Source organism: Ruegeria sp. CL6, assembly GCF_056536465.1.
Map to the genome: position 1 here is coordinate 161,371 of NZ_JBQFPR010000005.1, position 25,366 is coordinate 186,736.

Sequence of the window (25,366 nt, forward strand, 5' to 3'; positions counted from 1 at the left end):
AAGGTTTTCCAAACGTTTTCAGGAGACCCCCTTGGACCGCATTACCCGCACTATCGCAACTGAAATTAACGCCCGCCCGGAACAGGTCGGTGCAGCGGTCAAGCTGCTGGACGAAGGTGCGACTGTCCCGTTTGTGGCTCGCTATCGCAAGGAGGCGACAGGCGGGCTGGATGACACCCAACTGCGCGACCTTTCTGACCGTCTAACGTACCTTCGGGAAATGGACGCACGACGCGAGACGATCCTGAACTCGATCAAGGATCAAGGGAAATTGACCGAGGATCTTGCGCGTTCCATTTCACGCGCGGATACCAAGGCGCAGTTGGAAGATATTTATCTGCCGTACAAACCCAAGCGTCGAACCAAAGCGATGATTGCGCGGGAAAACGGACTTGAGCCGCTAGCCGACGCAATTCTTGAGGATCGGGCCGCCGATCCGGAAACCTTCGCTCGGGATTATCTGACAGAGGCCGTCGCGACACCCAAAGACGCACTGAACGGTGCGCGGGATATTATAACCGAGCGGCTAACAGAAAATGCTGTGCTGCTGGGTGAGCTCAGGACATTTATGCAGAAAGAGGCATTGCTGTCATCCAAAGTCGTTGACGGCAAACAGACTGAGGGCGCGAAATTCAGCGACTATTTCAGCCATTCGGAACAGTGGGCAAAAACTCCATCTCATCGGGCACTGGCCATGTTGCGTGCCTCGAAGGAAGGCATCGTGACGTTGGACATCGCGCCCGACCCTGAAACAGGTGCCGCACGGGCGGAGGCGATCGTGGCGGCGCATCTACACACCCGCACGGAAGCACCTGGTGATGTTTGGCTGCGCAAGGTGGCCGGATGGACTTGGCGGGTCAAGTTGTCTTTGTCGATGATGGTCGAACTTATGGCAGAGTTGAGAAGTCGTGCCCAAGAGGATGCCATTCAGGTTTTTTCTCGCAACCTCAAGGACTTACTGTTTGCAGCGCCCGCAGGGGAAAAACCAACGCTTGGGTTGGACCCAGGAATTCGGACCGGTGTCAAAGCGGCAGTGGTTGACGCGACCGGAAAAGTTTTGGCAACGGATACGCTCTACCCTTTCCAACCGCGAAACGATCTACGGGGTGCGCAGCATGCAATTCTGAGCCTTGTTGCGGCACATGGAATTGAATTGATTGCGATAGGCAATGGAACTGCAAGCCGCGAAACAGAAAAGCTTGTCTCAGATACACTCAAGCTGTTGCCGAAATCGACGAAAGTCCCCACCAAAGTCGTTGTGTCAGAGGCTGGGGCTTCTGTGTATTCTGCATCCGAACTTGCCGCGCGAGAGTTTCCCGATCTGGACGTTTCACTGCGAGGCGCGGTTTCAATTGCGCGCCGCTTGCAGGACCCTCTGGCGGAACTGGTCAAGATTGAACCGAAGTCAATCGGCGTTGGCCAATATCAACATGATGTTGACCAGCATCGCTTGTCGCAATCGCTGGAGTCTGTAATTGAGGATGTTGTGAACGCTGTTGGCGTTGATCTGAACACCGCGTCTGCCCCTTTGCTCTCACATGTCTCGGGCCTGGGCCCCGGGCTGGCCGAGGCCATTATTGCCCACCGCGATCAAAATGGCGCGTTTAAATCGAGGAAAGAGCTTTTGAAAGTCTCACGGCTTGGCCCGAGGGCGTATGAGCAGTGCGCTGGTTTTCTACGTATCCGAGACGGAGCAGACCCTTTGGATGCGTCTTCAGTTCACCCCGAGGCATATGAAGTCGCTCGGCGTGTGGTCGCGGCCTGTGGGAGGGACATTCGTCAAATAATGGGCCAGGAAGGTGCACTAAAAGGATTGCGCGCCGAACAATTCGTGGATGGCACCTTCGGTTTGCCCACTGTTCGGGACATTTTCTCTGAATTGGAGAAGCCCGGCCGTGATCCGAGGCCAAGCTTCGTGACAGCCTCGTTCGCAGATGGGGTTGAAGATATTTCCGATCTGAAACCAGGTATGACGTTGGAAGGAACAGTGACCAACGTTGCAGCCTTTGGTGCTTTCGTTGACGTTGGGGTCCACCAGGTTGGATTGGTCCACGTCAGTCAACTCGCCGATCGATTCGTCGAAGATCCGCACGAAGTCGTCAAAACCGGGCAAGTGGTGAAGGTCACTGTGGTTGAGGTTGATGTTAGTCGAAAGCGAATTGGACTGAGCATGCGGAAGGATGGAAAGCCGACAGGCAGCAAAAAACTCGGAACGCATGATCGGTTGAAGAGTCAAACCGCACCCGGGACGAAGGGATCGCAACGGTCAAAATTTGGCAAAAATGCACACTACAGCGCGTTAGGCGATGCGCTAAAGTCGGCGATGAAGAACCGCTGATCTTGCCAGCTCGACCTAATCAAAGGCTTCGGGCTCCAACTCCTCCCAGAATTCAAAGATTCTGGTGGCGTTCAGACCCGATCGCCACCCGTGTGCTCTGAAATGCTCTCGGTCCAGGTCATTATCTAGGCCGGCCAAAAACAGACGTTTGTCTGCATCCTTCTGAGTAGGGTTTCGCCGCGAAACCAACTCTTCAACGATGGAGAGCTTTCTGGACCTTTCTGAACGCTCCGCCGACCGAGCCGCGTACTCCCGGTCTTCCAGAGCCTTCTTTTCCTGTCTCAGTCGAGCAGCTTCAATAGCTTCGGGACTCGGAGGCAATGCCTTTTCCTCAGTCGGGGCTTGATAGTCGTCTCTAAGCGCTGCTGACAGATACCCGAGAGTGGACTTAACAGCCCCCTGCCCTTTCATGTAGTCAATCTTTTGCTGAACATAAGTTTCACCATGCTCGGCGATCCACTGGCGGGCCAATCTGTCAGACACTCCTTGCTGTCGCAGAGCTTTGTACACAGGGAGATTACGAACACCGTCACTGTCATCGATCTCAAACATCGCTTTTTGCGGGTTGCCCCTTATTCGAAATCTTATATCGGAGACTGTGCGCCCCTTCTTTTGGAACTCGGGCTCAATGAGGATGTCCGAGCTCTTATTCACTTCGGCAACCGCAGGTTTTATTATCTTGGCATTCAGGTGTTTGAAGCTGCTGTAGTAGTCACTTCCATCCACCCCCATGAGCTTTCTGAACACATCCAATGTCCACCAACCTGTGGAACCAGTCCTTACGAAGCGGTAACAATTTTCATAGAGTGCCAGACCGTGACCTGAACTGAAATTTCGCTGGATCTGGACATTGATCAAAGCATAGATTTTTGGATCATAGAGCTTTTGCGCCAACGCAGGAGAATAGGCGTACTCGCAGACACCGTTCTTTAGCTTGGCAAAACTTAGTAGTGACGAAACACCCCACTCCTGTCTGCCTTGTTCGTCCAACATATCCCATTCCGCTACGGTTTCGGCCAAAGCACGCAGACTGGACCGTAATGTGTCGAAGTCGTTGGAATTGTAGCCAACCATCAACGCCAGGGTACGAGCATCAATTGTATGCGTTGCGGCAGATGTCAGCGTATCATATGCGTTAAGCAGAAGTACATTTGACAGCTTGCGTTGGAGCAGCGTCAGCTTACCGCTAATGTGAATAGCAGCAACGTTCTTTTTGACCGTCTCGCGGCGCAGCGCACCGGAAAGGTTATCCATATCCAATTTAGTTTGCGGCATGATTCTGCCTGACTGCTCGTTTAGACATTTCTGACACGAAAGGTACCTGCGCATCAATCTATTTTGGGTGCCCAAATACAGGATTGGCCCCCTCCCGTGAATGGGTACCTTTAAGCAAATCGAATCCAGCTACCCTCGGAAAGGCATGTGTAGAGAGTCGATACGCGTGTAATGGACGCTACCAGCATCTCGAAAAACCTATATTCAGGGTCTTTTTTCGATGATCTCCAAGAATACTGAGAATCGGGCCTCGTCATACTGACTCTTGGTCCGTTTAGCCCTGTATACGGGTGCCTTTGATCCTGAATACAGGTACCCTACATACCGAAACCAGGTACCTTATTCTATTTATGTTTTTGTTTTCGAACAATAAAATGGTCACAAAGAATCTAAACTAACTAAACAAATTAAACGTTTTGTTGTGTCCAATTCTGGATTTTTAATCAGTTTCGCCACGAAACCAGACACCGAAAGCACTTTCTTCTAGAATTAGCCATTCTTGAGATAGCCTCAGGTAAAAATGTGCGTTATATTGTTATACATACGTCGCAAAGGCGAACATTACCCGAGGCACCGACAGTGAAAAAAACCAACCAACCTCATCTACCGCCGTACCTGAATCTCGACCCCAGAACGTCTGCTGGCAAGTTGCCTGATCCTATCGGAACGACTCGATTCGCCAAAGCTGCTGCTTTTTGCGCTAAAGGCCGAGAGGACCTAGCTCGGAGAGGATATGCTCCAGACGGTGAAAAGAGACTTCGCCGGTTTTCGATTTGGGAGATAACAAAGTACCTAATCCCAGTGGCGCCAGCGCATTTGCGGCGTGTTTTGAAAGCTAATCCAGATTTACCACAAGGAGAAGGTGAAACAGGCTCAAAATGGTTTTCACTTGAAGAAGTGTTGTTACTACGCAAGCATTTTGCGGCCGAGGGAGTAAGTACTAAGGAGTATTTGCCGTACAGACCTGAAGGGTTGCCTGCAAAAGTGGTCGCGGTAGCCAACTTTAAGGGCGGTGTAGGGAAAACGTCTACGGCAGCGCATCTGGCGATGTCTGCTGCTCTGGACGGGTATCGGGTATTGGTGGTCGATTTGGATAGTCAGGGATCCATGACGTCAATACTTGGGGGAAGTGTTGCGGATGAATGGCAGACCGTTTTCCCCTTGATAGCAAAAGATTACGCAAAGGCTGTGCAAGAAGAGAATCGAGTGCGAAATGCGGCGGGGCAAGCCGAGATTCCTTTGGATGAGACTTTGAATGAAGCTCTGAAAACAACTCCTGGTGATGTTATCCAAAAAACCCACTGGCCCAACATAGATTTGTTGGGCGCACAGTTGAACCTATATTGGGCAGAGTTCCAAATACCTGTATGGAGAATGGGGCTAAGGAGTTGGCCACTATGGGATGGTTTGACGAACTTCCTTCACGATGATGGCGTCTTGGATGACTACGATATCGTCTTTCTCGATACCCCTCCTGCACTTGGGTACCTAACAATCAACGCCCTTGCCGCGGCCGATATTTTGCTGGTGCCGCTTGGTGCGTCGTTTCTTGAGTTTGATTCAACAGGCCGCTTCTTCGACATGCTCTATACTACTTTTGCCAGCATTGAGGATGGCGAGAATGCAGCACAACGCGCCGCGGGGCTTCCAGAGCTCAAATTCGAGTGGGATGTTGTTCGGGCAATTATAACTCGGTTTGACGCCAGTCAGCAGACGGACATGGCCAATGTTATTCAAGCTTATTTTGGCGACTTCATGAATGCATACCGGCAAGATTACACGGCTTTGGTCGGGCAGGCCGGTGAGCAGGTTAATGGAATTTACGAGGCTGATTATCGTGACTTCAACCGTGACACTTATGTCCGTGGTCGAGAAACCTTCGATAGGACCTACGCGGAATTCAAGGAAGTGCTGATCGGATGCTGGTGGCGCGACGCTCAAATGGAGGGAAAGCAAGATGGCTAAACGCAGAAGGCTGACAGCCCCAGATACAACCGAGCTCGAGCAATTAGAGGCTGGTTTCGCGGCGAAACCGTCCATGAATCCCTTCGATGCAAAAGGGGCCGCTCCCCCTATCGCGCAGGTTGCTGCCGAGGCCGCTTCCCTCAACGGTATGGCTTCAGTAACAGATCGTGTTGCTCTGGCTCAGGACCAAGGGGATGCCGAGCGGTGGCGCGATGCTCAGGACGCGGGGCTGATTGCGCAGATGCTGTCCTTATCCGCGATTGACGAGGATTTTATCCGCAGAGATCGAATGGTCGAAGATGAAGAGGCCATGGACGAACTCTTGGAATCGTTGCGTGTTCATGGCCTGAGAACTCCGATCGAAGTAGCCCGAGATGGTGACGGCTATGGCTTGATCTCAGGTTTTAGAAGGCTGGGTGCATTCCGTAAATTGGCGGAAACCGACTCGAGATTTTCCGAGATTCCGGCTTTCGTGCGAGAAGCAGATTCGGGTCAAAGTGCGTATGTCTCGATGGTCGAGGAAAATGAACTTCGGTCCAACCTGAGCCCCTATGAGAGGGGCCGCATTGCTGTTTTGGCGGCAGGGCAGGGCGTTTTCGATTCAACCGAAAGCGCTGTTGACGTATTGTTTGCCGCATCTTCCAAGGCAAAACGTTCAAAAGTACGAAGTTTCGCGGTCGTGCATGAGGCACTAGGAGATCTACTTCAACACCCCATTGTTCTCACAGAAAAGGCTGGCCTGAAGTTGGCCTCAGCATTGAGAGCAGGTGCGCAACCCATGTTGCGCCAGGTATTGGCCGGGGCAGGGGTGCTTGAGCCAAGAGAGGAATGGGCATTGCTTGAAGCGGCGCTGAAATCAACCTCAGAACCGGTCAAAAACAAAGCGCGTGGAGGTCGGCCGCAGCAGGTGAAGCGTTTGAAGCCAGTCGCCCTTCCGGGAGGGGGGGATGTCGCGGGTGAACTGACCGCGACTGAAGTGCGAATTCGAGTTCGCTTGGAGGATGTTTCAACTGACGATGCACAAGAACTCCTTCGTCAAATTGCGGTTCACCTAAGCTAGTTTCGCTGCGAAACCTACCTTACCAATGCAAGTGATGCCAAGCTAGCGAAGCATTCTGCCAAGAGCCCAAATTGGACTTTCAAGCCGAACTCACATGTAATGAGCAAAATTGCCATATAATGACCGTTATTCTCAGCGAGGGCTTGTATGTGGAATGTTGGGCCTGCCAACAACCGAGTGTTGGTCGTCAACCTTGGGGGGTTTTCGCAGGCTTTGTTCTCATCTGTCAGGTCGAGCGTGGTTCTGGTAGCGCGTGCTCAAAATAGCAGAAGCAGACCGTGACGATCTCATTCAAGGGCGCGCACTTTCCAAAAGAAGTGATTTTGTACGCTGTATTCTTCTATCTCCGATACGGCATGTCATATCGGGATCTGGAAGAAATCATGGCGGAAATAGGCGTTGAACTGGATCACGCGAGGCTGAACCGTTGGGTGAGCCGATATGCCGGTCTTGTAGCTGATGCTTTGCGGCACAAGAAGTGTCCACCGACCGTTCGGGGCGCATGGATGAGGCCTATGCTTAAGTGAAGGGTGAGTGGGTTTATCTCTATCGCGCCATCTCCTCAGTTTTCAAAGGAACTTGCGACAGAACCCGCAAAACTGTCTGGAAATGACCCAATCTCGCCGGGTCGCGTGCGCGATATTCATGCCCGACATGGACTTACATGACAGATGAGGATACTTCATAAGTTATGAAACGTCGCCATCTCGCTGAAAAATATTGTCCGGTTGCCCGAGCCGGCGCCCAGATCGTGGATAGCTGGACGTTTATCATCCTGCGGGAGATCTTTCTTGGGAATGCGCGGTTTTCGGGTTTGCAGAAACAATCCGACATGTCACCCCGATCCCTGACGCTTCGGCTGCGTAAGCTGGAGGAAGAAGGCATTCTTGAGCGGCGGGCCTCGGAAGAGGGTATAGCGGCAAAGGTGTATGCGCTCACGCCCAAGGGGCACGGTTTGTGGCCGACATTGATCACCCTGAAGCAATGGGGCGAGGAATGGTGCGGCCCCTGGGCGGATGACGGCGCGGCCTTGCGCACGATGCACCGCGGGACTGACCACGAAATGTACGCGGTTCTGGTGTGCCATACCTGCGGCGAGCCTGTGTCCACGCATACGACGCACGCAGTTCTGTCCAAGTGCATGCAAGCCGAGCGTGACGCCGCCGAAGCTGTCTGAGATATTTTCGGCTTAAAAACGCGCTTGTGTCACACCGCCCCTGTGCCTTTAGTGTTGTGGCAACACGGCCCTTGCGACGGAGTCAGTGACATTGGCATTCGATTTTTTCAGCGATATAAAAAATATAGTCAGCTTCTCGGAAGATTCCAATGCAGGAAAAGCGAGTTTTGTGCGCATCGTGTTGCATCTATTGACACGTGGACGTTGACGTCGAAGACGGGGCTGTCCAGCGCGCCCGCGAACGGGGTGCCAAGCTTATCGTTTTGGATCCGCGCTAAACCGACAATGCAAATGTGGCCGACCTGTGGTTGCCGCTTAAGGCCGTGACCGATGCGGTGATGATGTTCGGGTGGCTCAAGGTCACTCTGGACGAGGGACTGTATGACAAGGAGTTTGTCGCCAACTGGACCGTTGGGTTCGACCAGTTCCGCACCCATGGGCACGACATTCGATGAAATGGCGGAGAAATCGCCGGTTCAAATGGAAAAGCTGAAATTCCGCGAACACGAAGAAACCGGTTTTGCCACGCCCTCGGGCAAGGTGGAGCTTTATTCAGAGACGCTCAGGAATTCGGCTTCGACCCGTTGCCTATTGGCGCGACGAACCCGAAGAGGGCAAGGACTGATCGCTGCGACTGTTCACCGGGGTGCGGGAACCGGCGTTTTTCCAGACCGGCCACAGGCATGTCTAGGGTCTGCGTAAATATGTGGTCGACGGGCTGGTTTGGGTGCCGCATGGCTGGTGGCTGTCCAAAGGGGTTGGCAAATCCGGTGGCCTGCCGCGTAAAATTATCAAGGTCCGTGACGTCGCAAACCCCGGCGGTGCAACGGAACAGGTTGAAAAAGAACTGCATCCTGTTTGACTCTGTGGTGGCAACAGAAACTGTAACACGAGAGAGTCAATGAACGGGACATGTACATGCGGCGCGGTTGCTTTTGAGACCGCGCCCCCACTGATGCGGGCGATCTGCCCGTTGGCCCTCTGGTGGTCGCCCGTGCAATGATTGATGCCAACACCTTGCGCCGGCTTCTGCTTACGGGTCAGCCGATCCGCGCCGAGGTGGCCGTCACGCAGGGGATTGTTGATGAGTTAGTCGAAGCTGAAGCCGTAAACGAGACGGCACTCGCCAAAGCCCGCGAAATGGCCGACCTGCCGGCTTCGGCGTTTGGCCGGATCAAGCAACAGCTCCGCGGGCCTGCCATTTCCGTGATCGAAACAGAAATGGCCCGGCTGGTGGACGACGCCGACCGCGGCTGGTTCACGGATGAAACCCGCGACGCGATGCAAAGGATGTTGAAATGACCCATGGCTTTGACGCCGCGCGGCTAGATCGTATCCGGCCTTGGATGCAAAGCTATGTTGACACACGCAAGTATCCTGGCGCGTCGGTCTTGGTTCAACGCAATGGAACCGAAGTCTTTTTTGCCGATTGTGGGTTGCGCAACATCGAAGAAAACCTGCCTTTTTCGCGTGATACCATCGCGCGTATCTATTCGATGACCAAACCGGTGACGTCGGTTGCGCTCATGACGCTGGTGGAACGCGGATTGATCCATCTGGGTCAGCCCGTGTCGGATTTCATTCCCGGCTTTGCGGACATGCAGGCTTTGATCCCCGATGCCGCGCGTTTGGATCAGACCGAGCCTGCTAACGCCCCGACCCTGCAACAACTGCTGACCCACACAAGCGGGTTGAGCTATTCGTTCAACCCCGGTCTGGTGGCCGAGGTAATGGCTGAACAACGTCTCGACTTTGCCCCAAAACGCGGAACGCTGGCCGAGGTGACGGACAAAGTTGCAGCGCTGCCTTTGGCTTTTCAACCCGGCAGGCGTTGGATGTACTCTGTCGGAATCGACATCGCGGGTCGGGTGGTCGAGGTTGTTTCGGGGAAATCCCTGGATGCGTTTTTTGACCTGGAGATCTTTCAGCCCCTTGGCATGACCGAAACCGCATTCAATGTGCCGGTGCATGCAGGCGACCGCTTTGCCAATCTCTACACGCCGCTGGATGACCCCATGGCGCTGAACGCCGCAAAGGGCAGCGCGGGAACACTGCGCCTCGCCGATGATCGCAAGCTCTCTCCTTATTTGACCACGCAGCAGCGCTCAGGCGGGGGCGGGCTGGTTGGCACGATCGACGATTACATGAAGTTTGCCGAGATGCTTCGTCGGGGTGGCGATGCAGGCGAACACCGTATTCTGTCACCCAAAACAATGGCATTTATGATGTCGAACCACCTGAAAGGTGACATTGCCGACATGGGTATGCCCAGCTTTGCCGAACAGCCGATGGTCGGCACAGGCTTTGGCATTGGTGGATCGGTGACATTGAACCCGGGCCGGACCGGTGTGCCGGGCAGTGTCGGTGATTTCGCATGGGGCGGTATGGCCTCAACCTATTTCTGGGTCGATACGCTCCATCAGATGAGTGTCGTATTTTTCACCCAGCTTTCCCCCAGCTCTTCTTACCCTTCACGCGCCGAACTGCGTGCCCTGATCCACGGAGCCCTGATTGCATGACAGCAGATGACACCAGCCGCCGCCCGATCCTTTGGCAGCCCTCGCCCGAGCAGGCCGAAGCCACGACCATGGCGGCCTTTATTCGCTGGCTCGAGGCAGAGCGCGGTCTGTCATTCTCAGATTATCCCGCACTGTGGGACTGGAGCGTTTCTGACCTGGAAGGATTCTGGTCTGCGATCTGGTCGTATTTTGATCTGCGCGCCAGCGTGCCGCCGACGATATTCATGGCCGAGCGCAAAATGCCCGACGCTGTCTGGTGCCCCGGAACCATGCTGAACTATAGCGATCAGGTTATGCGATGGGCCGAGGAACAGCCTGACAGGACTGCGGTGATCGTTGAATCTGAAACCTTTGGGGCTTCGTCCCTGACCTGGGCCGAACTGCGCGACCGGGTCGCCAACCTGGCGGCAAACCTGCGGGACATGGGGGTGGGAAAAGGCGACCGGGTCGTCGCAGTGTTGCCCAATACTGAAACCTCTCTGATTGCGTGCCTCGCGACCGCCAGCCTTGGTGCGATCTGGTCTCTTTGCGCACTGGATATGGGCCACGTCGCAATTCTGGACCGGTTCCAACAAATCGAACCAAAGGTGCTGATCGTCCAAGATGGCTATACCCATGCAGGCAAGGACATTGACCGCCGTCCTTTGCTGGAAACCATCCGCGCTGGGTTGCCATCTCTTGAGCAGACGCTGTGGGTGCCCGTGGCAGGCGCCGCCCCCGAGGGTGCGCAGGAGTTTGCCCCGCTAACGCAGGGCGATGCAGAATACGCTGCGACACCAGTGCCTTTCGATCATCCGTTGTGGATCGTCTATTCCTCGGGCACCACCGGCAACCCGAAACCCATCGTGCATGGCCATGGCGGCGTGCTGCTGGAAAACGCCAAGCGAAGCCTGCATGGCAATCTGAGGCAAGAGGACCGCTATGCCTGGATGACCTCGTCTGGCTGGATCATGTGGAATTCTCAACTTTCGGTTCTGGGGCAGGGGGCCACTCTGGCGATGTTCGATGCGGCCCCCAACCATCCCGACATGATGGCATTCTGGCGGTTTGCAGCGCGCCATCGTCTAAGTTTCGTAGGGGCAGGTGCTGCGTTTTATGAGGCATGTCTCAAGGCAGGCATTCGCCCCGCCGATCTGGACCTGTCGGCGCTACGGGCCATGGGCTCAACCGGATCTCCGCTCAGTTCCGATGGCTATGACTGGATCTATGGCCAGGTCAAATCCGACCTTTGGCTGGCACCTATTTCGGGCGGGACCGATCTGGCCAGCGCCTTCGTGGGCGGCAACCCGATGATGCCAGTACGGGCGGGTGAAATGCAGTGCCGCATGCTGGGCAATGCGGTGCGAGCTTTTGACGAGGCAGGCAACGAGGTGTTCAATACGGTCGGAGAACTGGTCTGCACCGAGCCGCTGCCATCGATGCCGCTGTTTTTCTGGGGGGATAAGGACGGTTCACGGCTGCATGACAGCTATTTCGACACTTATCCGGGAATTTGGCGTCACGGTGACTGGATCGAGATCACGCCCGAAGGTGGCTCGGTCATTTATGGTCGGTCGGACGCCACCATCAACCGCAAGGGGCTGCGCCTGGGATCGTCCGAGATTTATCAGGCGGTCGAAGGGCTGGGCGAGGTGATGGATTCCCTGGTCGTTGATCTTGAGTTTCTGGGCCGCGACAGTTTCATGCCGTTGTTTGTGGTGCTGGCCGACGGGCAGGTGCTTGATGACGCGATGAAAGACAAGATCAACAGCGCGATCCGCACCGCCGTGTCGGCCCGCTTTATCCCCAACGAGATCATCCAGATTGATGAGGTGCCGCGCACCCTATCGGGCAAGAAACTGGAAGTGCCGGTGAAAAAGCTGCTGCTTGGGGGGGATGCGGCGCTTGTAGTTAACCGGGATTCCATGTCCAATCCTGGCAGCTTTGACACCTTTGTCGACTATGCCAAATTACGTGAGGAACATCTGGTTCATGAATAATGCTGCCCTAAAACTGATCGATCTTCTGGACATCGAGCACTTGGAGGTCGATTTGTTTCGCGGCTCAGGAGCAGGAGGGGAAACGCCGCAACGCATTTATGGCGGGCAGGTCATTGCTCAGGCCCTGATGGCGGCTTATCGCACGGTCGATGACCGAATGTGCCACTCGCTGCATGCATATTTCATCCGCGCGGGCGACCCGTCAATTCCTGTCATCTACGAAGTGGACCGTGCCCGCGACGGCGGCAGCTTCACCACCCGCCGCGTGGTGGCCATTCAGCATGGACGCCAGATATTCAACCTGTCCGCCTCTTTCCACGTCGCAGAAGAGGGATGGGCGCACCAGCATCCCATGCCTGTCGTGCCCGGCCCTGAGGGGTTGATGTCTCGGGACGAGCAAAGGGCCAGGGACGCGCATCTTCTGCCGGAAAAGCACCGGGCAGAGTTCACGCGTGCCCGGCCGATCGACGTGTCTGACGTCGATCCGCAGGATATGTTCAAGCCGGGCGTTCAGGACGACCGCAACCACAGCTGGATCCGCATGAAGGAAGCGGCAGGCCATGGCTATCAGATGCAGCATTGCTTGTTGGCCTATGCCTCGGACATGAACCTTTTGGGATCGTCTTTGCGCCCTCACGGACTGACATGGTTTCAGGGCAAAGTCATGAGCGCCAGTCTGGATCATGCCATGTGGTTTCACGCGCCGCTGGCCTTTGAAAACTGGCATCTCTATTCGATGGACGCACCGTTTACCGGCGGCGGTAGGGGTCTCAATCGCGGGGCGATCTACAATCAGGACGGAGTGCTGGTGGCCACGACAATGCAAGAAGGGCTGATACGGCCACGCAAACCAAAATAGCTAAAGCTCAGGGAGGACAATGAGGTGTCAGTGGATGAGGCATGGATACCGCGCATGGCCGCGCGGGATGACTGGCTCGCGCAGGTTCGTGAAGACATCATTGAACCGGATCGTGAAATCGTCGATCCTCATCACCACCTCTGGCGACGCCACGGCTATGTCTATGAAATGGCTGAGCTAGAGGCCGATTCCTCCAACGGGCACAATGTGGTGGAAACCATGTTCATGGAATGCCGGTCCTACTATGATCCCGCCTCATCCAACCCACTGGCGCCGGTTGAGGAAACCCGCACCGTTACGGCCATGGCGCAGGCGCATAAGGGGCCTGCCAAACTGACCGGGATTGTTGGGTTCGCCGATCTGCGCAATCCCGATCTGGATTCCGTTCTGGATGCGCATGTGGCAGCGGGACAGGGCCTGTTCAAGGGCATCCGTCACGCTGGCGCGCGCGATTTGGAACCGGACCGGCTGTTCCTGCCGAAACAAAGCCCAGAGAACCTCTATGCCGACCCCGACTTCCGCAACGGTGTGGCGCGGCTGGGCGAACGTGGCTTGACATATGATACATGGCAATACCATCACCAACTGCCTGCCTTTGTCGATCTGGCGCGCGCGGTGCCGGGCACCACGCTGGTCCTGGACCACCTGTCCACCCCTCTGGGGGTGGGACGGTTTGACGGGCAAAGCGAGATCATTTTTGATCGGTGGCAAGATGATATTGCCGCGCTGGCAGAATGTCCAAACGTGATGGCCAAACTGGGCGGAATGGCCATGCCCGACAATGGCTGGGGCTGGCACGACCGGACTCAGCCGCCGGGATCAGAGGAATTTGCCGATGTGATGGCCCCCTGGTATCGCCATATGATCGCCTGCTTTGGGGCGGACCGTTGCATGTTTGAAAGCAACTTCCCCGTGGATCGCATTTCGATCAGCTACCCGGTCCTGTGGAATGGACTCAAGAAAATCGCAGCGGACTACAGCGAACAGGAAAAGGATGCACTGTTTGCAGGTACGGCCCGCAAGGTGTATCGCCTTTGATCTTCATCTGGCTGAAAATATCCCGGGGAGTGTGAGGGGCTGGCCCCTCACTCCTGCCTTTGCCATCCGGGTGACCGGCAGTGTTTACCCAAGAATACGTAGAAACTCAGCGTTTCAGCGCGTCCCCGTACATCCGGTTCAGTTTGCGCATGCCGCCGATCCATTTGTCATAATTGTCGGTCTTGTTGCGCATATATCCCAACACCTCGGGATGGGGCAGTACCAGAAAGGTTTCGTCTCGGATCGCCTGCAGGCAGGCCTCGGCCACCGGTTCGGGCTCTAGCAGCCCGTCCTGATGGGCAACGCCACCGTCACGTCCACGCGTCATTTCCGATCGCACCGCCTGCGGGCACAGCAGTGAAACGCCGATGCCCTGATCGCGATAGGTGAAGGCCAGGTATTCCGCCGCGCCCACCGCTGCGTGTTTGGTCACGCCGTAGGCCATGGATCCAACCTGGTTCAACAGACCCGCTGCCGAGGCCGTGTTCAGCAAATAGCCGCCACCCCGTTCGGCCATGCGTGGCACCACATGGCGCGCCGCCCAGACATGAGACATCACATTGATTTCCCAGATCTTTTGCCAGGTCTCATTGTCCGTTTCCGGCCCGCCGACGCTGAGGATGCCGGCATTGGAACAAAAGATGCCAATGGGGCCAACCTCGGCCTCAGTCTTTTCGATCAGGGCGGCGATGTCGTTCTCTTTCGACACATCCGCCATGATGGCAATGCCGCCAATGTCCCTGGCGGTGTCTTTTGCGCCCGCAAGGTTCAGGTCGGCGCAGACAACAGATTTGGCCCCTGCCTCGGCGAATGCTTCGGCCAGCGCCTTGCCGATGCCACTGGCTGCGCCCGTGACAACGACGATTTGTCCTTGGATTTCCATGTGTTACCTTTCTACGTCCACATCACGCTGCCGCCATCCACGGTCAGTGCCTGACCGGTGATATAGCGGCTGGCATCCGAGGCCATAAAGGCCGCGATCCCGGTGAAATCCTCGGGCTCGCCCAGGCGCCGCAGAGGCACCTGCTTTAGGTAGTACTCGGCCGTTTCCGGGTTTTCCCACAGGGCGCGGGCAAATTCGGTCTTGATCACACCGGGGCAAAGTGCATTCACCCGAACCCCCGCCGGACCCATCTCCATCGCCAGGTTGCGCACCAGCGCGATCAGCGCCAGCTTCGAGATGTTATAGGTGCCCAGCGTATCAGACGGCTTGAACGCGCCGATCGACGCGGTGAACAGCATCGAGCCGCCGCCCAGATCCTTCATGTCGGGGAAAACCGCATTGGCCAGCCACAGGTTGGACTGGACGTTGGATTGCATGGTTTTCTCATACGCTTCGTCCGGGATGTCGCGCATCTTGCCATAAAACGGATTCACCCCGGCATTGCCAATCAGGATCGAGATCGGCCCAACCTGATCATGCGCGGCTTTGGCTAGGGCCTGTACCTCGTCCTTTTTGCCGATGTTGCAGGTCATCGGCGTGGCGGCCTTGCGGCCCACCGCTTCGTTGATCTCGGTTGCGGCAGCCTCAAGCCCGTCCATCTTGCGGGCCGAGATGACCACGTTGGCACCTTGCAGCGCCAACCCTTTTGCCATCTCCAGCCCCATTCCGCGCGACGCGCCAGTAAGCAGGGCATTGCGCCCGCTCAGGTCAAACATATTGGTCATTCTGTCTTTCCTTTCCTCGCCTTACGGCCCCTGGAACAGTTGGCCACCCGCCGAGTTGCCCGCGGCGCCGGCCTGCCGTTCGTTTGAAGACAGGTAATCCTTGACCTCGGCCCGCGCGACAACGGCGTGGTGCACCTCGTCCGGGCCATCAGCAAAGCGCAGGGTGCGCTGGCCGGTATACATCTCGGACAGCGGCGACCATTGCGAGAGGCCTGTCGCGCCATGGATCTGCATGGCCTGGTCGATGATCTGACAGGCCTTTTCGGGCACCATCGCCTTGATCATCGAAACCCAGATGCGCGCTTCTTTGTTGCCCATCGTATCCATCGCCTTGGCAGCCTTGAGCACCATCAGACGCATGGCTTCAATCTCGATCCGCATGCGGGACAGGGTTTCCATGTTTTTGCCCAGATCCAGAAGCTTGCGGCCGAATGCCTCGCGGCTAATGCCGCGCGCGATCATCAAGTCCAGCGCCTTTTCCGCCTGTCCGATTGAGCGCATGCAGTGGTGAATCCGCCCCGGCCCAAGGCGCAGCTGGGAAATCTCGAACCCACGGCCTTCGCCCCAGAGGATGTTGCTTTCGGGCACGCGCACGTCGGTAAACCGGATCTGCATATGGCCATGCGGCGCGTCATCCTGACCAAAAACATGCATTGGGCCCACGATTTCGACGCCGGGCGTGTCCATTGGCACCAGGATCTGGCTTTGCTGGCGGAAGGTTTCCGCGTCGGGTGAGGTTTTTACCATGACAATCATGATCTTGCAGCGCGAATCACCGGCGCCCGAGATATAATATTTCTCACCGTTGATGACCCATTCGCCGTTTTCCAGCACCGCGCGGGTGCTGATATTGCGCGCATCCGACGACGCCATGTCCGGCTCGGTCATCGCAAATGCCGAGCGGATTTCGCCCGCCAGCAGTGGCTTGAGCCACTGTTCCTTTTGTTCGGGCGTGCCGATGCGCTCCAGCACCTCCATATTGCCGGTGTCGGGGGCCGAACAGTTCAGCGTTTCGGGCGCCAGCGGGTTCTTGCCCAGCTCGGCGGCGATATAGGCATAGTCAAGGTTCGATAGACCTTCGCCGGTTTCCGCATTGGGCAGGAAAAAGTTCCACAGCCCCGCATCCCGCGCCTTTTGCTTGGCGGTTTCCAGCAACTCCAGCTGACCGGGCGCATAAGACCAGCGGTCGGCGCGGCCATGACCAAGGCGGTGAAATTCCTCGGTGATTGGATCAACGTTTTCGGTGATATGTTTGATCACCTTTTCCAAAAGCGGCTTGGCGCCTTCGGACATTTCCAGATTGTTCATATCTGCGACTGTTTGGACCATGTCGGGTCTCCTGTTCTGGCGGGCGTACTAGCGATTGACCCAGTTCGGTTTACGTTTCTCGGCAAAGGCGCTCACGCCTTCCTTGAAGTCTTCGGTCTGGGCCAGATCGGCCAGAACTTCGCGCGAATGCTGCATACTGTCGGGGAAGCCTTCGATCTGGGCCATGCGGTTCAGCACCCGCTTGGTCGCTTTGACCGAGGACGGCGACACGGTGCAGATTTCCTCGGCCAGGGCCATGGCGCGGGTCATCAGATCGTCATGGGGCAGAACCTCGTTCACGCAGCCTAGTTTCAGTGCCTCTTCGGCGTCGATGGTACGGCCCGTGAACATCATTTCCTGCGCAGCCAGACGGCCGATATAACGACTGAGGCGCTGCACCCCGGACGCGGCAGCAAAAAAGCCGACCTTGACCTCGGGCAGAGCGAATTTTGCACGGTCCGAGGCGAGGATGATGTCACAGCTGAGCGCGGTCTCAAAACCCCCGCCCATGGCGAACCCGTTCACCGCAGCAATGACGGGCTTTTCCAGATCATAACGCATGGCGAGCCCGGCAAATCCGGTCTCGGGGATCGGCTGGGGGCCGTGTTTTGCGGTGTGCTTCAGATCGTTGCCGGCGGTGAAGGCCTTGTCGCCCGCGCCGGTCAGGACGGCGACCCACTGGTCTTCGGTTTCGGCAAATTTGTTCCAGCAATCGTGCATCTCGTGATGCATGGGGGCGTGGACCGCGTTATAGACCTCGGGGCGGTTCATGGTGACCAGCAGAACATTGCCGCGCTGTTCGGTTGTAATGAATTCGTAGGACATGACTTCTCCCTCAGTCGCGCGCGGTTTTCAGACCGCCGGTGTCGATTTCCGTAAATTTTCCGCCACTTGCGGCGAGCTTTTTGAGCGTTTCCGCAGGCGCGAAATCTGGGTCTTCTGCGCCAAGTTTTTCCATGACTTCCAGAACCTTGGCTGCACCGATCGTGTCGCCATAGTACATTGGGCCACCCTTGTCGGCGGGCCAGCCATAGCCATTGATCCAGACCACATCGACGTCGCTGGGCCGCTGCGCCTTGTTTTCTTCAAGGATTTTCACTGCCTCGTTGATCATCGGGCAAATGCAGATGTCGATAATTTCATCCTGCGCCATTTGGGATGGTTCCGCCCCGGTGATGTCGGCAATGATTCTCGCGGTGACATCCGAAGGCAGCGGTGTGCGACTTTCGTCATAGTCGTAATAGCCGGCGTTGGTTTTTTGACCCCGCCGGTCCAGTTCGCACAGCGCATCACGGATCGGGTTGTCTGTTGTGGCCCCTTTGGACCAGCCGATATCCAGACCCGCAAGGTCCGACATCTGGAACGGTCCCATCTTGAAGCCAAAGGCGTTTAACGCTGCGTCCACATCCCAAGGCATGATGCCGCGATAGACCAGCTTCATCGCCTGATCCTGCCGTTTGAACAACATCCGGTTGCCGACAAATCCGGGGCAGACGCCAACCACCACAGCGATTTTGTTGATCTCAAGCGCGATGTCGAGACAAGTGGCCAGCACGTCTTGCGCGGTGTGCTCGGCCCGCACGATTTCCAACAGTTTCATGACGTTGGCAGGCGAGAAGAAATGCAGGCCGATCACGTCCTGTGGTCGGCTGGTCATGCTGGCGATTTCGTCGATGTCCAGTGCCGAGGTGTTCGTGGCCAGGATTGCACCCGGTTTCATTATCCGGTCGAGATCGGTGAAAATTTTGCGCTTCAGTTCCATGTCTTCAAACACGGCTTCGATCACCAGATCGCAATCGGCCAGATCCTCAAGTGACAGGCGGCCATCATAGCGCGCCATGCGAATGTCGACCTCTTCCTGAGGGAAGCGGCCACGATCTGCGCTGCGCTGATAATTGCTGCGCACCACGGCCAGACCCCGGTCCAGCGCCTCTTGTTTGGTCTCAACAATCCGGACGTTGTAGCCTGCGGTGACGAAATTCATCGAGATCCCGCCACCCATGGTGCCGGCACCAATGATGCCGATTGTTTTCACCTCGCGGCGCGGAGTCGAGGCGTCGATATCCGGAACCTCCCTCGCGGCTTTGCCCGAGGTGGCGTGGTAAGTGACAAGGTCGTCTTGAGTGGTCATACGTCAATCCTGGTTTAGCAATTCAAGGCATTGGGCGCGCAACACGCGCCGGTCGAGTTTGTCCGTGGCGCCACGCGGCAAAGGCTCGGTATGCAGCCACAGATGTTCGGGAATTTTGAACTTCGCGATGTGTCCGGCCAGATAGTCCTGAATGTCCTGCGCGGTTGCCTCGTGGCCATCACGCAATTGAATCCTGGCACCAACCACTTCACCCAGCCGGGCGTGTGGCACGGAAAAGGCACAACCGCTCCGAAGGTCCTGGAGTGTTCATTGAAAGTGTTGGAGGCTTTCGGGGTGTACAGAATGCAGCGAGATTGAGAGCTGTCCAGCACCCGTTGCACTTCGCTCTGCGTGGCTCTCGCATTCATCATTACGACCCATGCATTCAGTTGGCTAAGCGCAAGGATCGGCACCACGTAAGTGGCGCAGTTTTCGGCCAATAGCGTCACGCGTTCTCCCGCCCGAACTCCGTGTTTCGCAAGCCGGTCAGCCAAGTCTTCGGATAGAGTGTTTATTGCGCCATCTCCTCAGTTTTCAAAGGAATTTGCGACAAAACCCCCTGAGCTACTGTAAATTCTGAAGCGATCAGTAGTTGAACCAAGAATAGTCAACATCGAACAAGCGTCTAATCCGATCGGCTTGTTCGGGAGTAGACGAGAACTCTGAGATAGATTGGTTTACGCGTTTTGCGGCGATCGTCCCGTGTTCCACCTCATGTTCGCTTAACTGCTCCGACAAATTGATCAGTTCTGTGTTCAAAGTCTCCACTTTTGCAATATGGCTATATTTTATGATGTCGGGGCGGAGATTGAAAAATTGAGGGCGAAAATGTGGGTCGAAACGCCGTGGATTTTCTGAAATGCCGCATTCGATATAGTTTAGAAATATATTGAAATTTTGGCTGCTAGAGTTGTTGGAATTGAACCCAAAGCCTTTGATGTAGGGCAAATGGCGGCCGTGCTCGGGGTTTTTGAAATCAAGAAAGAAGTTCTTGAATGCACTTTCGACCCGCTTTTTCGGATCTCGCACAAAGCTAAACTTGAAAACCTTGTCGTCTAGTAAGCCACTTAATAACTCGTGCGGGCAGTCTTTCCCTCGTACTAACTCAGGGCATTGATGTATGTTGCCGGTGTACTTTCTTCCGTACTGCCACTCGTGAATCTTTTCAGCCACAGCGCTCGTGCCACATTTGGGGTTTTTGACATAGACGTACTCCCCATTGTTGGAAAAGATCGATCGACGTGCCAACTCCTGGATTTCTGTGTCTAGTCTTCCCAGATGCGCCTTGTTTTTGAAAGCGGGAAAAAGGGCGGACAGAATTCTGTACCTGTAGATTTTCGGTGCGCTGGAATAACGTACTTTGGACAACATGTAACTTTGCACTCAGCCTCTGGGACAGAAACGATCTCGTACTTGAAGATATCCGGCTTGCATTCTCATGACAATTTCGAGTGACATAGCTCTAACTACAACAGTGCTCCTTTTTGTAGACTGCCAAAATTGCGGAAAAGACGTGTTCTATATTTGGGCGCGAGATCGGAAAGGACGGATTTGGTTACCAAAAAACGCATTGCCATATTCGCACAGGGCTCTCGTGGAGACGTTCAGCCATATATAGCGTTGGCCCCGGGGTTAACGCGGCGTGGGCACGACGTGGTGCTCGCGGCACCCGACGATTTTGCGAGTTGGATCGGCAGTTTCGGTCTGTCGTACGCCACGATGGGTACCAATATACAGAATCTTCTCCAATCCAGTGAAATCCGCAAAATTTTGGCGGGCAATCCGTTTGGTATTGGAAAAATTTGGAAAAGCATTGCAATACCGATGCTCGAAAAGTCGCTCGAGACCCTGTGGGAAGTCGGGCAGAACGCCGATATATTGGTTCATCATCCAAAGGTCATTGGTGCTGCTGATAATGCTGAGGTCACAGGCGCCCCGGTTGTCCTTGCGTCCCCGATCCCGATGATGCCAACATCGGAGTTTCCAATAATCACCATGTCCCGCGATTATGGGAAGTTGGCCAACAAGCTGACGTGGTTGCCGCTTCACTGGGTTCGGACCTTCTATGGCCGGCAATTGTCTCAATGGCGACAGCAAACTCTGGGCCTTTCGAGGACATACCGGCCCAGAAATGGGGCAGACCCTTTCTACGGGGCAGATTTGCGACTGATAGGTGTCTCCAAACTCGTAGTACCGCCCCCTTCGGATTGGGACGAAAACACAATAATGATCGGGTACTGGACACTGCCCGAAAGTACGGGCTGGCGCGCTGACGAGAGGCTTAGTTCGTTTTTGGACGGCGGTTTGACCCCTATCTACGTGGGATTTGGGTCGATGCCTGTAGATAGCCCAGAACGTGCAACGCATCGAATAGTTGAGGCAATTGAATCAGCCAAGTGCCGCGCTGTTCTGTCGTCGGGGTGGGCTGGTCTTGGCGATGAAAAATTGCCGGATAGCGTCATGGCAATCGACAATGTTCCGCATGACTGGCTATTCCCGCGCGTGTCCGGTGTTATTCATCACGGTGGCGCAGGAACAACGGCTGCCGGCTTGATTGCCGGTCGCCCGACACTGATATGCCCCGCGGGTGTTGATCAACCATTTTGGGCGAGGCGCGTTGCCGAGTTGGAATGTGGCCCTCGGCCCTTGCGATTGAAGGACCTGACGGCTGCCGCTTTGACAGATCGAATTGTCGAGCTTTGTCATTCGACATCCTTTGTCGAAAACGCGTCCGCGTTGGGAAATGCTCTATCTAAGGAAGATGGCGTGGCCTGTGCTGTTAACCTGATAGAGGAAAGGTACTGTCTCTAGTCTCCCTGACGCTGCTGGCTGTCGATCACCAATAAGCGCGACGTTCGACATCCATAAGTTGTAGAATACGCCGTTTTGAGAGCGGTGGGGCCAGTGGAGTAATGATCTTTGGTGACCTGAGGTGTGCTGGAAGGGTAAGTCTCTGCGACTTGGTGAGCCCTCTCAACAGGATGCAAAATCGCCACAGATAAACCCGGCGTCTCTTGTGATGTTGCCTCTTGGTTTGGATTCTGGCTCAAATGCTTCCGCGCCGATCAGAAGGCCGAATTGCAGGTGTGTTTTAGGTTCAAAGGTACTCTTGGGCTGCTATGGGGACGTCTATGCGAATTGCGCTAGTGGGGAAATTGACGAACAGCTTGAAGCAGTTGGCGTTGATTGGCGTGGTTTTGATGGCTGTAGCAGATCCATCATCGGCGCAATCGATTGACGACGGGAGTGGGTTCGACGTGCGCGATAATGTTAAAGGCGCGCTTGCGATTTTGGGTATCTCGGCCGCGCCAAATGAATCTGCAAGTGTCCTCCTGTTAGACAAGAATGTAAAAAATGGCGACGACTATGACCTTCGAGGTGGCCAAATCGGTGGCGGCTTCAGAGTTTCGAGCGACGTTCCGGTTTTCCTTGAAGGATACGTTGGGTTCACCAATTATGACCCGGTGTTCTTGTTGTCCGAGGGCGGCACAAACACAGACATACCGTCCTATTGGACAAGTATTGCCGCCACCGGCGGGGTGGGTTGGCAATTTGATATAAGCCAGGGCTGGAAAATTCGCCCCATGGTCAATTTTTCAATCGGCCGAGTTCAAAGTGATAGTTCCATTGCTGCCCAGTTGGTCAACATTATCCTCGAAGATGATTTGGACTTTCTGAGCGACGGGGGCATAACGGCACTGGGATATGGCGGTTCATTGGTTGCGGAATATAATCGCCGTTGGGCGAGTAACCACGAGCTCGACCTGCGATTTAGACATACGCATATCATTCTTGAACCTATGGACGCCGATCTTGTTGGGCAGGCCGAAGCAATTTCGACCGTAGCTTGGTCCCGAGTCAGAGTGTCGACGGGTGTGCGGGTGTTTTCCCAGCCTACGCGATGGGTTGGTGAAGTTTCGGCCTCTTATCTTCCAGGTGACCAGGGAATCGTTTTGGACAGTGAGTGGCTTGCACAGTTGGGTGCAGGGATAGAACTGGACCTGTCCAGAAATGACTCGGCCTGGATCGAAGAGTTTCGCGTTATGGCACGTGTTGCGAAGGGCGACAATATTGAGGGGTACTCAGTCGGTGTAGCCATAAAATTCTGAGATCCTGTGCTGGACATCCAGTTTTATCCTGAACGTCCACCGGGTGAAAAATAGCTTTCGCCGCAGTGCCGCCGCTGGTGGGCGTGGCTTGGTTGTTGCGAGTGTTTTGGACCGGTCCACCATAGTGAGTTCGGGGCGCATTGTCTTGATGCAAGTCCGTTGAATTCGCACTGGAAACTGCCGTAACCAATGCCGCCAGGGTGACAATTCCTGCTATCGTCCATCTGTGAGTCATTCAAAGCCTCCTTCGGTCTTAAATAGTCTCTTTGATGGTACTCAGGTGGGCATAGGAAAGGCTTGGCGAAAGGAAATTACATGTTGCTTTACAGTATTCTACATTGGCAAACTTTGTGACGTGACCAAGCAGGAGAATAGCCGTGCCGGAAAATGTCGACAAAGCGGATATTCTAGAGCAACTGGAACGCATTTTAGCATCCAAGGATTTTGAAGGCAGTGCGAGGACGAAATCGTTTCTAAAGCATCTTGTTCAACGTGAACTTGAAGGTCGTGGCGAGGAGTTGAGGGGAACCGCTTTGGCCATGGATGTCTTTGGGCGAGGTGCCGAATTCGATCCCAATGTCGATCCAATCGTACGGATCGAGGCCGTCAAGCTGCGAAAATCTCTGGATTACTATTATCTGACTTCAGGGGGTGCTGACCCGTTTCGTATTTCGATCCCCAAGGGGCAGTATCGTCCTCATTTTGAAGCGAATTCTGAAAGGGAACAGGAAGGGCAATCGCCGGAGAACGATCCTGGATGGCCTGTTTTGGGAATCGGTGTCTTTTCAGGCTCGGATACGCCACCTGCCAGATTATTGCGCGAGGGTTTCCCAGAGGAATTGGGGCTTGAGCTGGCAAGATTTACCCATATCCGTGTTCTCACCGGGTATGGCGATACGCCTTTCAGCGAAAACTCGGCGCAAGCCGTACCGCGTTGTGACTATGTTCTGGATGGTACTGTGAGGGACGCCCAGAAAAGTCTGCGTCTGATTGTGCAACTCAAAAGGGCTGATGAGGGTTCTATCTTGTGGTCCGACCGGTGTGACTTCAGGCCAGATGAGACGGATAGCTTTAAGTTTCAGGAAGAAGTTGCGAGAAACTGTGCCGTGAAAATAGCTGACGCCTATGGCGTAGTCGCAACGGATGCAGCAGAGCGTTTCGCCAACCGCGCGCCATCTGGGCAAGGGGTCTATCAGGCTTTGCTGGCCTTCCATGCTCACCTGCGAACCTCCAGATCGGGCAGCTTGCAGCAAATGATAGACCTTGCGCGGAATGCCACGGCAAACAACGAAACCGGTGGTTTGGCGCATGCCTTGATTGCGCTGGGTTATGTGGAAGAAGTTGCACTCGGTCAAAAACGCCTGAGTGCGGTTCGGGAGTTGGGACAGACCCATGCAGAAAAGGCCGTGGCGCTTGAACCTCAATGCCAAGAAGCCTTGTTTGCCGCTGCAATTTACGCGCAGATGGCGGGTGACAATTCACGGTTCGACCGCCTGATGGGTGCGGCAATTCAGGCCAATCCCAACGGTGCGTTGTTGATCGCGTTGGCTGGAGCATGGTTGGCGCTTGTCAGCGATATCAAGCTTGGCAGTCAATTGGTTAGGCAGGCTTTGGAAATTAATCCCCTGTTGCCAATCTGGACCAATATCACCCTGTGTCTGGAGGACGTCGAAAACGGGGACTACGTTTTAGCCTCAGAAAAAGTACGTAGGATTGACGCCCGTGAGAACGCGGGTGACTGGCTGCTGATCGCAGCCGTCCACGGGCTGGCAGGCGAGGTTGAGTTGGCACAAGATGCTTTGTCAAACTTTCCAACCGATCAGTTTACGCTCGACGAATATCTTGCGGACCTCCCCTATGCGACTGGTGTTGTGGACTTGTTGCGGGAAGGCATGAAACACTTGCATTAGATTGCGGTGAAAGGGCTGCGGTATCAGATA

Annotated in this window: 21 protein-coding genes and 2 pseudogenes; 14 read left to right on the forward strand and 9 right to left on the reverse strand. The window is 55.3% G+C overall.

The features are described from left to right. Positions 1–31 precede the first annotated feature (31 nt). On the forward strand, positions 32–2,338 hold the full coding sequence (locus tag ACR0LH_RS15315) for a Tex family protein (RefSeq protein WP_480721597.1): 2,307 nt from the start codon (positions 32–34) through the stop codon (positions 2,336–2,338). Positions 2,339–2,353: 15 nt separating this feature from the next. On the opposite strand, the gene ACR0LH_RS15320 is transcribed toward ACR0LH_RS15315, so the two are convergent. Beyond that, positions 2,354–3,613 (reverse strand): replication initiation protein, encoded by a 1,260-nt coding sequence (locus ACR0LH_RS15320; RefSeq protein WP_480721599.1) that lies wholly within the window; start codon positions 3,611–3,613, stop codon positions 2,354–2,356. Between the two features lie 579 nt (positions 3,614–4,192). On the opposite strand from ACR0LH_RS15320, the gene ACR0LH_RS15325 reads away from it, so the two are divergent. The 10 genes and pseudogenes from ACR0LH_RS15325 (at position 4,193) to ACR0LH_RS15370 (ending at position 14,210) form a co-directional block, all read left to right on the forward strand. Continuing rightward, positions 4,193–5,578, forward strand: coding sequence for an AAA family ATPase (locus ACR0LH_RS15325; protein ID WP_170485919.1), 1,386 nt, complete (start codon positions 4,193–4,195; stop codon positions 5,576–5,578). Further along, positions 5,571–6,638 carry a ParB N-terminal domain-containing protein gene (locus tag ACR0LH_RS15330; protein WP_170485920.1) on the forward strand — a complete coding sequence of 356 codons (1,068 nt, stop codon included), beginning with the start codon at positions 5,571–5,573 and terminating at the stop codon, positions 6,636–6,638. The genes ACR0LH_RS15325 and ACR0LH_RS15330 overlap by 8 nt, the downstream gene beginning before the upstream one ends. Positions 6,639–6,916: 278 nt before the next feature. Continuing rightward, positions 6,917–7,158: pseudogene (locus ACR0LH_RS15335) on the forward strand (IS6 family transposase); the annotation flags it as partial. Between the two features lie 171 nt (positions 7,159–7,329). After that, positions 7,330–7,815 carry a winged helix-turn-helix transcriptional regulator gene (locus ACR0LH_RS15340; RefSeq protein ID WP_480721601.1) on the forward strand — a complete coding sequence of 162 codons (486 nt, stop codon included), beginning with the start codon at positions 7,330–7,332 and terminating at the stop codon, positions 7,813–7,815. Positions 7,816–8,108: 293 nt separating this feature from the next. Beyond that, positions 8,109–8,270, forward strand: coding sequence for a molybdopterin-binding domain-containing protein (locus tag ACR0LH_RS15345; protein ID WP_170416084.1), 162 nt, complete (start codon positions 8,109–8,111; stop codon positions 8,268–8,270). Between the two features lie 544 nt (positions 8,271–8,814). Then, positions 8,815–9,117, forward strand: a complete 303-nt coding sequence (locus ACR0LH_RS15350) for a Clp protease/crotonase-like domain-containing protein (protein WP_170416088.1) — start codon at positions 8,815–8,817, stop codon at positions 9,115–9,117. Further along, complete coding sequence (locus ACR0LH_RS15355; protein ID WP_170416090.1) at positions 9,114–10,334, forward strand: serine hydrolase domain-containing protein; 1,221 nt, start codon at positions 9,114–9,116, stop codon at positions 10,332–10,334. Before ACR0LH_RS15350 ends, ACR0LH_RS15355 begins: the two co-directional genes overlap by 4 nt. Beyond that, complete coding sequence (locus ACR0LH_RS15360; RefSeq protein WP_170485922.1) at positions 10,331–12,313, forward strand: acetoacetate--CoA ligase; 1,983 nt, start codon at positions 10,331–10,333, stop codon at positions 12,311–12,313. The genes ACR0LH_RS15355 and ACR0LH_RS15360 overlap by 4 nt, the downstream gene beginning before the upstream one ends. Continuing rightward, a complete protein-coding gene (locus ACR0LH_RS15365) occupies positions 12,306–13,172 on the forward strand; it encodes an acyl-CoA thioesterase (protein ID WP_170416094.1) in 867 nt (288 codons plus the stop codon). Before ACR0LH_RS15360 ends, ACR0LH_RS15365 begins: the two co-directional genes overlap by 8 nt. A 24-nt stretch (positions 13,173–13,196) precedes the next feature. Then, positions 13,197–14,210 carry an amidohydrolase family protein gene (locus tag ACR0LH_RS15370; protein WP_480721604.1) on the forward strand — a complete coding sequence of 338 codons (1,014 nt, stop codon included), beginning with the start codon at positions 13,197–13,199 and terminating at the stop codon, positions 14,208–14,210. 106 nt (positions 14,211–14,316) lie between these two features. Here the strand turns inward: ACR0LH_RS15370 and ACR0LH_RS15375 are convergent, their stop codons facing one another. The 8 genes and pseudogenes from ACR0LH_RS15375 to ACR0LH_RS15410 form a co-directional block, all read right to left on the reverse strand. After that, positions 14,317–15,093 (reverse strand): SDR family oxidoreductase, encoded by a 777-nt coding sequence (locus ACR0LH_RS15375; protein WP_170416096.1) that lies wholly within the window; start codon positions 15,091–15,093, stop codon positions 14,317–14,319. A gap of 11 nt (positions 15,094–15,104) precedes the next feature. Next, complete coding sequence (locus tag ACR0LH_RS15380; RefSeq protein ID WP_170570539.1) at positions 15,105–15,878, reverse strand: glucose 1-dehydrogenase; 774 nt, start codon at positions 15,876–15,878, stop codon at positions 15,105–15,107. 21 nt (positions 15,879–15,899) lie between these two features. Beyond that, positions 15,900–17,186, reverse strand: a complete 1,287-nt coding sequence (locus ACR0LH_RS15385; protein WP_480721671.1) for an acyl-CoA dehydrogenase family protein — start codon at positions 17,184–17,186, stop codon at positions 15,900–15,902. A gap of 48 nt (positions 17,187–17,234) precedes the next feature. Continuing rightward, positions 17,235–18,011 carry an enoyl-CoA hydratase-related protein gene (locus ACR0LH_RS15390; RefSeq protein ID WP_170389061.1) on the reverse strand — a complete coding sequence of 259 codons (777 nt, stop codon included), beginning with the start codon at positions 18,009–18,011 and terminating at the stop codon, positions 17,235–17,237. Between the two features lie 10 nt (positions 18,012–18,021). Next, the gene (locus ACR0LH_RS15395; RefSeq protein WP_170416100.1) at positions 18,022–19,317 is read right to left on the reverse strand and encodes a 3-hydroxyacyl-CoA dehydrogenase; all 1,296 of its coding nucleotides are present in this window, start codon (positions 19,315–19,317) and stop codon (positions 18,022–18,024) included. Positions 19,318–19,320: 3 nt separating this feature from the next. Next, positions 19,321–19,548: a hypothetical protein gene (locus ACR0LH_RS15400; RefSeq protein WP_480681517.1), complete on the reverse strand. Its 228-nt coding sequence runs from the start codon at positions 19,546–19,548 to the stop codon at positions 19,321–19,323. 74 nt (positions 19,549–19,622) lie between these two features. Beyond that, positions 19,623–19,832, reverse strand: a pseudogene (locus ACR0LH_RS15405) (AMP-binding protein); the annotation flags it as partial. 70 nt (positions 19,833–19,902) lie between these two features. Beyond that, positions 19,903–20,688 carry a sulfotransferase family 2 domain-containing protein gene (locus ACR0LH_RS15410; RefSeq protein ID WP_170416104.1) on the reverse strand — a complete coding sequence of 262 codons (786 nt, stop codon included), beginning with the start codon at positions 20,686–20,688 and terminating at the stop codon, positions 19,903–19,905. 180 nt (positions 20,689–20,868) lie between these two features. On the opposite strand from ACR0LH_RS15410, the gene ACR0LH_RS15415 reads away from it, so the two are divergent. The 3 genes from ACR0LH_RS15415 (at position 20,869) to ACR0LH_RS15425 (ending at position 25,336) form a co-directional block, all read left to right on the forward strand. After that, on the forward strand, positions 20,869–22,128 hold the full coding sequence (locus tag ACR0LH_RS15415; RefSeq protein ID WP_480721605.1) for a glycosyltransferase: 1,260 nt from the start codon (positions 20,869–20,871) through the stop codon (positions 22,126–22,128). A 320-nt stretch (positions 22,129–22,448) separates the two neighbouring features. Beyond that, positions 22,449–23,426, forward strand: coding sequence for an autotransporter outer membrane beta-barrel domain-containing protein (locus ACR0LH_RS15420; RefSeq protein ID WP_170416108.1), 978 nt, complete (start codon positions 22,449–22,451; stop codon positions 23,424–23,426). Between the two features lie 377 nt (positions 23,427–23,803). Continuing rightward, positions 23,804–25,336, forward strand: a complete 1,533-nt coding sequence (locus tag ACR0LH_RS15425) for a hypothetical protein (RefSeq protein WP_170416110.1) — start codon at positions 23,804–23,806, stop codon at positions 25,334–25,336. Positions 25,337–25,366 lie beyond the last annotated feature (30 nt).

Bases quoted from the DNA above. Each gene is read 5' to 3' on its own strand.
- ACR0LH_RS15320 (WP_480721599.1), bottom strand. From the start codon at position 3,613: ATGCCGCAAACTAAATTGGATATGGATAACCTTTCCGGTGCGCTGCGC.
- ACR0LH_RS15330 (WP_170485920.1), top strand. From the start codon at position 5,571: ATGGCTAAACGCAGAAGGCTGACAGCCCCAGATACAACCGAGCTCGAG.
- ACR0LH_RS15340 (WP_480721601.1), top strand. From the start codon at position 7,330: ATGAAACGTCGCCATCTCGCTGAAAAATATTGTCCGGTTGCCCGAGCC.
- ACR0LH_RS15350 (WP_170416088.1), top strand. From the start codon at position 8,815: ATGATTGATGCCAACACCTTGCGCCGGCTTCTGCTTACGGGTCAGCCG.
- ACR0LH_RS15355 (WP_170416090.1), top strand. From the start codon at position 9,114: ATGACCCATGGCTTTGACGCCGCGCGGCTAGATCGTATCCGGCCTTGG.
- ACR0LH_RS15360 (WP_170485922.1), top strand. From the start codon at position 10,331: ATGACAGCAGATGACACCAGCCGCCGCCCGATCCTTTGGCAGCCCTCG.
- ACR0LH_RS15365 (WP_170416094.1), top strand. From the start codon at position 12,306: ATGAATAATGCTGCCCTAAAACTGATCGATCTTCTGGACATCGAGCAC.
- ACR0LH_RS15375 (WP_170416096.1), bottom strand. From the start codon at position 15,093: ATGGAAATCCAAGGACAAATCGTCGTTGTCACGGGCGCAGCCAGTGGC.
- ACR0LH_RS15380 (WP_170570539.1), bottom strand. From the start codon at position 15,878: ATGACCAATATGTTTGACCTGAGCGGGCGCAATGCCCTGCTTACTGGC.
- ACR0LH_RS15385 (WP_480721671.1), bottom strand. From the start codon at position 17,186: ATGAACAATCTGGAAATGTCCGAAGGCGCCAAGCCGCTTTTGGAAAAG.
- ACR0LH_RS15390 (WP_170389061.1), bottom strand. From the start codon at position 18,011: ATGTCCTACGAATTCATTACAACCGAACAGCGCGGCAATGTTCTGCTG.
- ACR0LH_RS15395 (WP_170416100.1), bottom strand. From the start codon at position 19,317: ATGACCACTCAAGACGACCTTGTCACTTACCACGCCACCTCGGGCAAA.
- ACR0LH_RS15410 (WP_170416104.1), bottom strand. From the start codon at position 20,688: ATGTTGTCCAAAGTACGTTATTCCAGCGCACCGAAAATCTACAGGTAC.
- ACR0LH_RS15420 (WP_170416108.1), top strand. From the start codon at position 22,449: ATGCGAATTGCGCTAGTGGGGAAATTGACGAACAGCTTGAAGCAGTTG.